Source organism: Pseudomonas sp. BF-R-01 (assembly GCF_019946615.1).
Classification (GTDB): Bacteria; Pseudomonadota; Gammaproteobacteria; order Pseudomonadales; family Pseudomonadaceae; genus Aquipseudomonas; species Aquipseudomonas migulae.
On record NZ_JAGYFX010000066.1, the window covers coordinates 1 to 11,681 of the forward strand.

The window sequence follows — 11,681 nt, forward strand, 5'->3', positions numbered from 1 at the left end:
GCGTCCTATCAGGCGATACATGTGTCGCTGACCCACCGCCATCGCCGGCAAGCCGGCTCCTACAAGGGTTATGCAATGCTGCGAAAGCGATCTCGAGGACGCCAAAGTCCCTGTAGGAGCACGGCTTGCCGGCGATGGCGATCTTGAGGACGCTATCGCCGGCAAGCCGGCTCCTACAGATACGGGGTTTAGCGCAGGGCGGCGATGGCGTCCACGGACTCGCGAATCAGCGCCGGGCCTTTGTAGATGAAACCGGAATAGAGCTGCACCAGGCTCGCACCCGCCGCGATTTTCTCGGCGGCATGCTTGCCTTCGGTGATGCCGCCCACGGCGATGATCGGCAAACGACCCGCCAACTCGGCCGCCAGCACCTTCACGGTGTGGGTGCTCTTGTCACGAACCGGCGCCCCGGACAGACCGCCCGCCTCGTCACCGTATTCCATGCCTTCGACGCCAACGCGGCTCAGGGTGGTGTTGGTGGCGATCACCGCGTCCATCCCGGTTTCGATCAGCGCTTGAGCGACTTGCGCGGTTTCTTCGTCGGTCATGTCCGGTGCGATCTTGATCGCCAACGGAACATGCTTGCCGTGACGCAACGCCAGCTCGGCACGACGAGTCGCCAGGTCAGCCAGCAATTGCTTGAGCGAATCACCGAACTGCAGGCTGCGCAGGCCCGGGGTGTTCGGCGAGCTGACGTTGACCGTCACATAGCTGGCGTGGGCGTAGACCTTGTCCAGGCAGATCAGGTAATCGTCGACCGCACGCTCGACCGGGGTATCGAAGTTCTTGCCGATGTTGATGCCCAGCACGCCCTTGTACTTGGCCGCAGCTACGCGGGCCAGCAGGTGATCGACGCCGAGGTTGTTGAAGCCCATGCGGTTGATGATCGCTTCAGCTTCCGGCAAACGGAAAATCCGTGGTTTCGGATTGCCCGGCTGTGGACGCGGCGTGATGGTGCCGATTTCGACAAAACCAAAACCCAACTGGGCAAAACCGTCGATGGCTGCGCCGTTCTTGTCCAGACCTGCCGCCAGACCCACCGGGTTCGGGAAGTCCAGGCCCATGACGCTCACCGGCATTTTTGCCGGCGCCTTGCACAGCAAGCCGTTGAGGCCCAAACGCCCGCCCGCGCCGATCAGGTCCAGGGACAGATCGTGGGAGGTTTCCGGGGAAAGTTTGAACAACAGCTGACGGGCCAGGGTGTACATGGGCGGCGTTGACTCGAATGGCGGCGAAATGAGGCGGCGATTATAGCCGGGCATCGGGGTTGCAAGCGAGGCGCGCGACAAAATCAGCAAGCGATGGCATATGCCTTGCACCAACACAGGCATCAGCACTCATGCCAACGACGGGATGAGTGGAAGGACAATGGCGTCGTCACCCGGCTTTGCTTGCGCGAAGGCCTGGGACGACGTTTTTTTTGGAAGGTGTTTTGCCATGAATGAAACCACAGCGGGCCCACTGGCCTGGGTCAACGGCAGCGATGCCCCGGAAAAGACCGACATCAACCTCGGTTTCATGGCCTTGAGCGATTGCGCCTCGGTGGTGGTCGCCGCCACTCAGGGCTTCGCCCAGCCCTACGGCCTGACCTTGAACCTCAAGCGCCAGTCTTCCTGGGCCAACCTGCGGGACAAACTGGTCAGCGGCGAACTCGATGCCGCCCACAGCCTGTACGGTTTGATCTATGCCGTGCACCTGGGCATCGGCGGCGTGGCGCCGACCGAGATGGCGGTGCTCATGGGCCTGAACCAGAACGGCCAGAGCATCAACCTTTCCCACGGTTTGCAGGCGTTGGGCGTGACCGGTCCTGAAGCACTGGACCGCCACGTGCACCAAACTCGCCCAAAACTCACCTTCGCCCAGACTTTTCCGACCGGCACCCACGCCATGTGGCTGTACTACTGGCTGGCGAGCCAGGGCATTCATCCGCTGCATGACGTCGACAGTGTGGTGGTGCCGCCGCCGCAAATGGTCGCGCACCTGCAAGCCGGGCGAATCGACGGTTTCTGCGTCGGTGAACCGTGGTCCGCCAGCGCCGTGAAACACAATCTCGGCTTCACCATGGCAACGACCCAGACCATCTGGCCCGATCATCCGGAAAAAGTCCTCGGCTGCACCCGCGCCTTCGTCGAGCAATACCCCAACACCGCCCGGGCGCTGGTGAAGGCGATTCTGGAGGCCAGCCGCTTCATTGAAGAAAGCGTCGAGAACCGCCGCAGCACCGCGCAGTTGCTGAGCGCCCCCCAATACCTGGACGCGCCGCTCGACTGCATCGAACCGCGCCTGCTCGGCGACTACGCCGACGGCCTCGGCAACCGCTGGCAAGACCTGCACGCGCTGCGCTTCCATGGCGCTGGCGAGGTCAATCAGCCTTACCTGTCCGACGGCATGTGGTTCATGACCCAGTTCCGTCGCTGGGGTTTGCTGCGCGACGACCCGGACTACCTCGCCGTGGCCCGTCAGGTCCAGCAACTAGACTTGTATCGAGAGGCAGCCAGCGCGGTCGATGTCGATTCTTCGGCCAGGGAAATGCGCAGCAGCCAGTTGATCGACGGCAAAATCTGGGACGGCTCGGACCCGGCCGGATATGCCCGCAGCTTCAAACTGCACGCCATGAGCGACAGCTCGCCCCTACTCGCCAGCCGCTGACAGGAGACTACGAACATGCTGCGTATCCTGCTGATCAACGACACCGCGAAGAAAGTCGGCCGCTTGAAGGCCGCCCTGACCGAAGCCGGATTCGAGGTCATCGACGAGTCCGGCCTGACCATCGACCTGCCCGCGCGCGTCGAAACGGTGCGTCCGGATGTGATTTTGATCGATACCGAGTCACCGAGCCGCGATGTGATGGAGCAAGTGGTGCTGGTGAGTCGAGACCAGCCACGGCCGATTGTGATGTTTACCGACGAACATGACCCCGACGTGATGCGTCAGGCGATCAAGTCCGGGGTCAGCGCCTACATCGTCGAAGGCATCCACGCACAACGCTTGCAGCCGATTCTCGACGTGGCCATGGCACGCTTCGAAAGCGACCAGGCCCTGCGCGCGCAACTGCACGCCCGCGACCAGCAACTGGCCGAGCGCAAGCGCATCGAGCTGGCCAAGGGGCTGCTGATGAAGATGAAGGACTGCAACGAAGAAGAGGCCTACACGCTGATGCGCCGCCAGGCCATGAGCCGGCAGCAGAAGCTGATTCAGGTGGCGGAGCAGATCATTGCGATGAGTGAGCTGCTCGGCTGAAGGACGCCTTCGCGGGCAAGCCTCGCTCCTACAGAGGAATTGCGTTCGAACTGTAGGAGCGAGGCTTGCCCGCGAAAGGGTCGACTCGATCTCGGACTGTTGGCACAAATCTCGCTAAGCAATCACTACAGGTAACCAACGGCGGTTGCCCCACCTACGACAAAGACGTCGCTCACCTCATTTGCCCATGGCGAATCGGGTGGCGGCGTTTTTTTGTTTTGGCCCCACAGACCGGGGCCGGTGGTGCGGCCGTTGCGGCCCCCCACCTGCAAGCTCATGACTCCTTCTCGAGACGACTCACAGCTGAGGTGCGCGATGAATTCAAGCTTCTGGAAATCCGGCCATACCCCGACCCTGTTCGCGGCCTTCCTCTATTTCGACCTGAGTTTCATGGTCTGGTACCTGCTCGGCCCTCTGGCGGTGCAGATTGCCGCCGACCTGCACCTGACCACCCAACAACGCGGGCTGGTGGTGGCCACGCCGATTCTGGCCGGGGCCGTACTGCGCTTTATCATGGGCATGCTGGCCGATCGCCTGTCGCCAAAAACCGCCGGGCTGATCGGCCAGGTGATCGTCATCTGCGCCCTGTTCGTCGCGTGGAAGCACGGCATTCAAAGTTACGAACAAGCGCTGCTGCTGGGCCTGTTCCTCGGCATGGCGGGCGCGTCGTTCGCCGTGGCCCTGCCGCTGGCGTCGCAGTGGTATCCGCCGCAGCATCAAGGCAAGGCCATGGGCATCGCCGGGGCCGGTAACTCGGGCACGGTGCTGGCCGCGCTGATCGCTCCGGTGCTGGCCGCCGCGTTCGGTTGGAGCAACGTGTTCGGCTTCGCGCTGATCCCGCTGATCCTGACCATCATCGTCTTCGCCTGGCTGGCCAAAAACGCCCCTGAGCGGCCGAAAGCCAAGTCGGTGTCCGACTACTTCAAAGCCTTGGGCGACCGCGACAGCTGGTGGTTCATGTTTTTCTACAGCGTGACCTTTGGCGGCTTCATCGGCCTGGCCAGCGCCCTGCCCGGCTACTTCAACGACCAATACGGCCTGAGCCCGGTGACTGCCGGTTACTACACGGCGGCCTGCGTGTTTGGCGGCAGTTTGATGCGTCCTCTGGGCGGCGCACTGGCCGACCGCTTCGGCGGGATCCGCACATTGCTGGCGATGTACACGGTGGCGGCGATCTGCATTGCGGCGGTGGGTTTCAACTTGCCGAGTTCCTACGCGGCGCTGGCACTTTTCGTCTGCACGATGCTCGGCCTGGGTGCCGGTAACGGCGCTGTTTTCCAATTGGTCCCGCAACGTTTTCGTCGCGAAATCGGTGTGATGACCGGTTTGATCGGCATGGCCGGTGGCATCGGCGGCTTCGCCCTCGCGGCAGGCATGGGCGCGATCAAGCAAAGCACCGGCAGTTATCAACTGGCGCTGTGGTTGTTCGCCAGCCTCGGCGTCCTCGCCTGGTTCGGTCTGCACGGTGTGAAGCGTCGCTGGAGAACCACTTGGGGTTCGGCGGCCGTCACTGCTGCGCGGGTGTGAGGGCTGAATGAGCCTGCAACTGAGTTTTGCCGAAGCCAGCGCCATCGGTCCGCGCGAGGAGAACCAGGACGCCCTGCGCCTGGTGACGCCGGCCCCGGCACTGGCGGCGAGCAAGGGCTACCTGTTCGCCATCGCCGACGGCGTCAGCCAGTGCGCCGATGGCGGCCTCGCGGCACGTTCGACCTTGCAGGCGCTGGCACTGGACTACTACGCCACCCCGGAAACCTGGGGTGTCGCCCAGGCACTGGATCGTTTGCTGCTGGCGCAAAATCGCTGGTTGCAGGCCAATGGCGGTGGGCAACCGCTGTTGACCACGGTCAGTGCCCTGGTCGTGCGCGGCAGGCGTTTTACCTTGGCGCATGTCGGGGACTGCAGGGTTTATCGCTGGCACGCCGATCAATTGCAGCGGGTCACGGAGGACCACGTCTGGGATCAACCGGGCATGCAGCATGTGCTCAAACGGGCGCTCGGCCTCGATCAGCATCTGGTGCTGGATTTTCTCGATGGCGAACTGCGGCTGAATGAGCATTTCGTGCTGCTCAGCGACGGCATCTGGGCTGTGCTGGGCGACACCGCGATCGCGGCGATCCTGCGCGATCAACCGGATCTGCACAGCGCCGCGCAAACCCTGGTGAATGCGGCGCATCTGGCGGGCAGTCAGGACAACGCCAGCGCGTTATTGGTGCGGGTTGATGCCCTCGGTGAAACGAGCATCGGCGATGCGTTGATTCATGTGCAGCAATGGCCACTGCCGCCAGCGCTGAAACCGGGCCAGACGTTTGAGGGCTGGCACGTCGAAGGAATACTCGGCCAAAGCCAGCAGTCGCTGCTCTATCGGGTGCGCGACGCTCAGCAACAACCCTGGCTGCTGAAAACCCTGCCCGGCGCGTTGCGCGACGATCACCTGGCCGGGCAAGCCTTGCTGTCGGAGGAATGGTTTCTCAAGCGCGTGGCTGGCCGGCATTTCCCTGAAGTCCATGCCGCCAGTCAGCGTCAGCATTTGTACTACGTGATGCGTGAATATTCCGGCTCGACTTTGGCGCAACTGGCTGAGCGAACCACAACGCTGCCGCTGGCCCAATGGCAGGATCTGGCGGAACGTTTGCTGCGTGCGGTCGGTATGTTGCATCGACGGCAGATTCTGCATCGCGACATCAAACCGGAGAATCTGCTGCTGGGGGATGACGGCGAGCTGCGGTTGCTGGATTTCGGCCTGGCCTACTGCCCTGGCCTGTCTGAAGATCAGGCATCGACCCTGCCCGGAACACCCAGCTACATTGCGCCGGAAGCTTTTCGCGGTGACGCGCCGAGCCCGCAACAGGATCTGTATGCGGCCGGCGTGACCTTGTATTTCCTGCTCACCGGGCATTATCCCTACGGCGAAATCGAAGCGTTCCAGCGTCCACGGTTTGGTGTACCGGTCAGCGCCAGTCGCTACCGCCCGGACCTGCCCGAGTGGATCGCACAAAGCCTGGAGCGCGCGGTGGCAGCGGACCCGGCGGAGCGATTCGAAACTGCGGAAGAATGGTTATTGGTGCTGGAACAGGGTGAACGACGCAGTTTGAGCGTACGGCCCCGGCCGCTGCTGGAGCGCGAGCCAGTGAAGGTCTGGCGGACGTTGGCGTTGGTGGCGCTGCTGGTGAATGTGGTGCTGCTGGTTTTGCTGTTTCGCGGCTAGACCGAGTCGCGCCTTTCGCGAGCAAGCTTCGCTCCTACAGGTTGCGGGTTGATCGACCTGTAGGAGCCGAGCTTGCTCGCGAAGGCGGACTGACAGCCAACACAAATCCATCAGCAACCCGCTCCATTAGCGGGCACCACGCTTCGATTCGGTGCAGAAGCCCCCTTTGATTAAGCACTCCGAGCCAACAAAACCGGGTGTAGGTCAACTTGGCACAACCACTGCATTACCTCTCTCAACAGACATAAAGCCCAGCCTTCAACGACGAAGGATGCGCTTCCCGAGAGAACGGGACCAGGACAAAGGCGTCCTCGCTAGGCAACTAGCGGGACGCCTTTTTTTGTTTGCGCAAAATTTGTCGAGCACGACCTGAACGCCCTGTCGAGGCGGGGCCGAGCTCCCCGGAGAACCTGATGAAAAAACTAAAACTGGTGATGATCGGCAACGGCATGGCCGGGGTTCGCACCCTGGAAGAGCTGCTCAAGCTGAGCAACGAGCTGTACGACATCACGGTCTTCGGTGCCGAACCCCATACCAACTACAACCGCATCCTGCTGTCGCCGGTACTGGCCGGCGAGCAAACCTTCGAAGAGATCGCGCTCAACGACCTGGACTGGTACCTGGACAACAACATCAAGTTGCTGCTCAACCGCAGAGTCGTAGAAATCGACCGGATCAAACGTCGGGTCATCGCCGACGACGGCACCGAGGCCGAATACGACCGCCTGCTGATTGCCACCGGCTCGACCCCGTTCATCCTGCCGATCCCGGGCAACACGTTGCACGGCGTGATCGGCTACCGCGACATCGCCGACACCCAAGCCATGATCAACACCGCAAAAACCCACAAGCACGCGGTGGTCATCGGTGGCGGCCTGCTCGGTCTGGAAGCGGCCAATGGCCTGATGCTGCGCGGCATGCACGTCACCGTGGTGCACAACGGCGAATGGTTGCTGGAGCGGCAACTGGACAGCGTCAGCGGCCGCTTGCTGCAAACCGCGCTTGAGGACCGTGGCCTGCACTTTCGCCTGTGCGAGCAAACCCAGGCCTTGCACGATGCCGGCAATGGCCGGGTCGGCTCGGTCGAGTTCAAGAACGGCGACCGCATCCCCGCCGACCTGGTGGTGATGGCCGCCGGCATCCGCCCCGCGACCGAACTCGCGGAGCGCTCCGGCCTCCCGTGCAACCGTGGGATTCTGGTCAACGACACCCTGCAAACCTACGACCCACGGGTTTACGCCATCGGCGAATGCGCCAGCCATCGCGGCATCGCCTACGGCCTGGTGGCGCCGCTGTTCGAACAGGCAAAGGTCTGCGCCAACCATCTCGCACAGCTTGGCTTCGCCAGCTACAAAGGCTCGGTGACCTCGACCAAATTGAAAGTCACCGGCATCGACCTGTTCTCCGCCGGCGATTTCATGGGCGGCGAAGGCACCGAAACCATCACCCTTTCCGACCCTATCGGCGGGATCTACAAAAAACTGGTGATCAAGGATGACGTGCTGGTCGGGGCCTGCCTGTACGGCGACACGGCCGATGGCGGTTGGTATTTCCGGCAGATTCGCGAGAACCGGAATATCGACGAAATCCGCAATCACCTGATGTTTGGTGAAACCATGCGGGAAGCCAGCTGATGAACAGCCAGATCACCGCCTCCACCTGTTGCTACTGCGGGGTCGGCTGCGGCGTGCTGATCGAGCATGACGGCGAGCGCATCCTCGGCGTCAGCGGCGATCCGGCCCACCCGGCCAACTTCGGCAAGCTGTGCAGCAAGGGCTCGACCCTGCACTTGACCGGCGACCTCGCGGCCCGAGCGCTGTACCCGGAACTGCGCCTGGGCAAAGGCCTGGCCCGCAGCCGCACCGACTGGGACACCGCCCTCGATCACGCCGCCAGCGTGTTCGCCGAAACCATCGCCGAACATGGTCCGGACAGCGTGGCGTTTTACATCTCCGGGCAGTTACTGACCGAGGACTACTACAGTTTCAACAAACTGGCGCGAGCGTTGGTCGGCACCAACAACATCGACAGCAATTCGCGCCTGTGCATGTCATCGGCAGTGGTCGGCTACAAGCGCAGCCTCGGTGCCGACGCACCGCCATGCAGTTACGAAGACCTTGAGACAAGCGACTGCGTGATGATCGTCGGCAGTAACATGGCCTACGCCCACCCGGTCCTGTTTCGTCGCCTGGAAGAGGCCAAATCCCGCCGACCACAGATGAAAGTCATCGTCATCGACCCTCGTCGTACGGATACCTGCGACTTGGCTGACCTACATCTGGCGATTCTTCCCGGCACCGATGTCGCCTTGTTCCATGGGATTTTGTACCTGCTGCTGTGGGAAGGCTGGATCGACCGCGACTTCATCGAGACCCACACCGAAGGCCTGGCTGAACTGAAAAACCTGGTGCGCGACTACACGCCTCCAATGGTCTCGCAGCTGTGCGGGATCAGCGTTGAGCAACTGCAGCAATGCGCCGAGTGGGTCGGCACCTCGCCAAGCTTTCTGTCGCTGTGGTGCATGGGACTGAACCAGTCCACCGCCGGCAGTGCGAAAAACAGTGCGCTGATCAACCTGCACCTGGCCACCGGACAAATCGGCCGTCCCGGCGCAGGACCTTTCTCCCTGACCGGTCAGCCGAATGCCATGGGTGGCCGCGAAACCGGCAGCCTGTCGAACCTGCTGCCAGGCCATCGCGAAGCGGCCAATGCCGAGCATCGCGCAGAAGTCGCAGCCTACTGGGGCGTGGATCAACTGCCGGCAAACACCGGGCTCACCGCGATCGAATTGTTTGAGCAGGTTCGTAACGGAACCATCAAAGCCCTGTGGATCGCCTGCACCAACCCCGCGCAATCGATGCCGGACCAGAGCGCCGTGCGCGAGGCCCTGCAAGCCTGCCCGTTCGTGGTGTTGCAGGAAGCCTTTCGCACCACTGAAACCGCCGCGTTCGCCGACTTGCTGCTGCCTGCTGCCAGTTGGGGCGAAAAAGACGGCACGGTGACCAACTCCGAACGGCGGATTTCCCACGTTCGCCGGGCGATTGTCGCCCCCGGAGAAACGCGTTCCGACTGGGCAATTACAGTGGATTTCGCACAGCGCCTGGAAAAATACCTGCGTCCCGGACAACCCAGTCTGTTTGCGTTCGACACCCCGGCGCAGGTCTTCGATGAGTACAAACTCCTGACGCGCGACCGGGACCTGGATTTGTCCGGTATCAGTCATGAGCTGATTGATCGTCTCGGTCCACAGCAATGGCCGTTTCCCGCCGGCGCCCGTGAAGGTACAGCCCGACTGTATCGGGACGGAATTTTCCCGACCGCCAACGGGCGTGCCCGGTTCGTGGCCGATCCGTACCTTGCCGCCAAGGAACAACGCGATGGGCAATTCCCGCTGACCCTGATCACCGGCCGCCTGCGCGATCAATGGCACGGCATGAGCCGCACCGGCACTGCCGCGCAGTTGTTCGGTCATGTCAGCGAAGCCGTGCTGAGCCTGCACCCGGATGAATTGCATCGCCATGGGCTGCAACCGGGAGAACTGGTCAGTTTGAAAAGCCGTCGCGGCGCGGTGATTGTCGCCGTCGGCAGCGATGACAGCGTGCGTCCGGGCCAGGCGTTTCTGCCGATGCACTGGGGCGACCGGTTCCTGAAGGGCGGGGTCAATGCGCTCACCCAACCGGCATTCGATCCGTTGTCGAAACAACCGGAACTCAAACACAGCGGCGTACGAATCGACCCCGTGCATTTGCCCTGGAACCTTTTCGTACTGATTGAGGGCGATGTTCAACAGCATTTTGAGACGCTACGACCACTCTGCGAGGCGTTTTCCTACGTTAGCCTCAGCCTCACTGGTCGTGAGCGCCCTGCGCTGCTCATACGCGCTGCCAGCGCCACAGCGCCAGATCCGCAATTGTTATGCGAAATCGACCACTGCCTTGGGCTCAATGAAGGGCCGGTCCTGGCGTACGACGACCCACGGCGCGCCATCGGCAAACGGGTGCGGATCGAGCATGGCCGGATCACCGCGATTCGCCTGGCCGGTGAAACCCTCGCACAGCACTGGCTGCAGGACCTTTGGCAAGAAGGTCGCGCCGATGAACAACTACGGCGCTGGCTGCTTGCACCGCTGAGCGCACCACCGGGCAACGCCGCCACATCGGTTGCCGGCACTAAAACCTTGTGCAACTGCAAAAACGTCAGCCAAGGCGCGGTCTGTGCCGGTATCCGTCGGGGCCTGGATTTGCAGGGGTTGAAACAGGAATTGGGCTGCGGCACGCAATGCGGCTCGTGCGTCCCGGAAATCAAGCGTTTGCTGGCCGCCACGGCGCAGCCGATCGCCGTCATCTCGTGAGGAAAACACTATGAACGCAAAAGTCTGGCTGGTGGGTGCGGGTCCTGGTGACCCGGAATTGCTGACCCTCAAAGCCGTCAGGGCGTTGAGCGAAGCGGATGTGGTGCTGATCGACGACCTGGTGAACGGTGCCGTGCTGGAACATTGCCCGCAGGCGCGGATCATTCCGGTGGGCAAGCGCGGTGGTTGTCGCTCCACACCTCAGGCGTTCATTCATCGATTGATGCTGCGTTATGCCCGCCACGGCAAATGCGTGGTGCGGCTCAAGGGTGGCGATCCATGCATTTTTGGGCGGGGCGGTGAAGAAGCGCAGTGGCTGCGCGAACGCGGGGTCGACGTGGAGCTGGTCAATGGCATCACCGCCGGGCTGGCCGGTGCGACGCAATGCGATATTCCATTGACCCTGCGGGGCGTTGCGCGCGGCGTGACGCTGGTCACCGCCCACACTCAGGATGGCAGCAGCCTGAATTGGCAAGCCCTGGCGCAAAGTGGCACAACGCTGGTGGTGTACATGGGCGTGGCGAAGCTCAGTGAAATTCGCGAGCAATTGCTGGCCGGAGGGATGGCGGCGGATACGCCGGTGGCGATGATTGAAAACGCTTCCCTGCCACATCAACGGGAATGTCGGAGCGATCTGACAGCGATGGAGGAAGATGCCTGCGCCTTTGAGCTGAAAAGCCCGGCGATTCTGGTGATCGGTGTTGTAGCGGCACACCCCGAAACCTGTAGGAGCCAGCTCGCTGGCGAAGAACCTGAGATCGCCGCAGGGTGTCAGGCTTAAAGCGTCATCGTTGACGACCATCGCCGGCAAGCCGGCTCCTACAGGGGGCCGGTGATTCGAAAACCCAAATCGCAGGCAAAGAAAAGCCCGGCCTAAGCCGGGCT

The 11,681-nt window shown here is 62.4% G+C and carries 7 protein-coding genes and 2 pseudogenes; 7 read left to right on the top strand and 2 right to left on the bottom strand.

Translation table 11 applies throughout. The features are described 5' to 3' along the window. Positions 1 to 188 precede the first annotated feature (188 nt). Positions 189 to 1,208 (bottom strand): quinone-dependent dihydroorotate dehydrogenase, encoded by a 1,020-nt coding sequence (locus KGB27_RS21545; protein ID WP_032832392.1) that lies wholly within the window; start codon positions 1,206 to 1,208, stop codon positions 189 to 191. Positions 1,209 to 1,437: 229 nt separating this feature from the next. On the opposite strand from KGB27_RS21545, the gene KGB27_RS21550 reads away from it, so the two are divergent. The 7 genes and pseudogenes from KGB27_RS21550 (at position 1,438) to cobA (ending at position 11,577) form a co-directional block, all read left to right on the top strand. Then, positions 1,438 to 2,649: a CmpA/NrtA family ABC transporter substrate-binding protein gene (locus KGB27_RS21550; protein ID WP_008027389.1), complete on the top strand. Its 1,212-nt coding sequence runs from the start codon at positions 1,438 to 1,440 to the stop codon at positions 2,647 to 2,649. Between the two features lie 15 nt (positions 2,650 to 2,664). Beyond that, positions 2,665 to 3,240 (top strand): ANTAR domain-containing response regulator, encoded by a 576-nt coding sequence (locus KGB27_RS21555; RefSeq protein WP_008027390.1) that lies wholly within the window; start codon positions 2,665 to 2,667, stop codon positions 3,238 to 3,240. Between the two features lie 315 nt (positions 3,241 to 3,555). Continuing rightward, positions 3,556 to 4,767, top strand: coding sequence for a nitrate/nitrite transporter (locus tag KGB27_RS21560; RefSeq protein ID WP_008027395.1), 1,212 nt, complete (start codon positions 3,556 to 3,558; stop codon positions 4,765 to 4,767). 7 nt (positions 4,768 to 4,774) lie between these two features. Further along, entirely contained in the window at positions 4,775 to 6,445 is a 1,671-nt protein-coding gene (locus tag KGB27_RS21565; protein ID WP_008037772.1) for a bifunctional protein-serine/threonine kinase/phosphatase, read from the top strand. 413 nt (positions 6,446 to 6,858) lie between these two features. After that, a pseudogene (locus KGB27_RS21570) lies at positions 6,859 to 8,058 on the top strand (NAD(P)/FAD-dependent oxidoreductase); the annotation flags it as partial. Positions 8,059 to 8,078: 20 nt separating this feature from the next. Beyond that, positions 8,079 to 10,796, top strand: a complete 2,718-nt coding sequence (locus tag KGB27_RS21575; protein ID WP_008037773.1) for a nitrate reductase — start codon at positions 8,079 to 8,081, stop codon at positions 10,794 to 10,796. Positions 10,797 to 10,806: 10 nt separating this feature from the next. Next, positions 10,807 to 11,577, top strand: a complete 771-nt coding sequence (gene cobA, locus KGB27_RS21580; protein WP_223556260.1) for a uroporphyrinogen-III C-methyltransferase — start codon at positions 10,807 to 10,809, stop codon at positions 11,575 to 11,577. On the opposite strand, the pseudogene KGB27_RS21585 reads toward cobA, so the two are convergent. Continuing rightward, positions 11,509 to 11,652 (bottom strand): annotated as a pseudogene (locus KGB27_RS21585) (outer membrane lipoprotein carrier protein LolA); the annotation flags it as partial. The gene cobA and the pseudogene KGB27_RS21585 overlap by 69 nt on opposite strands. Positions 11,653 to 11,681: the final 29 nt, after the last annotated feature.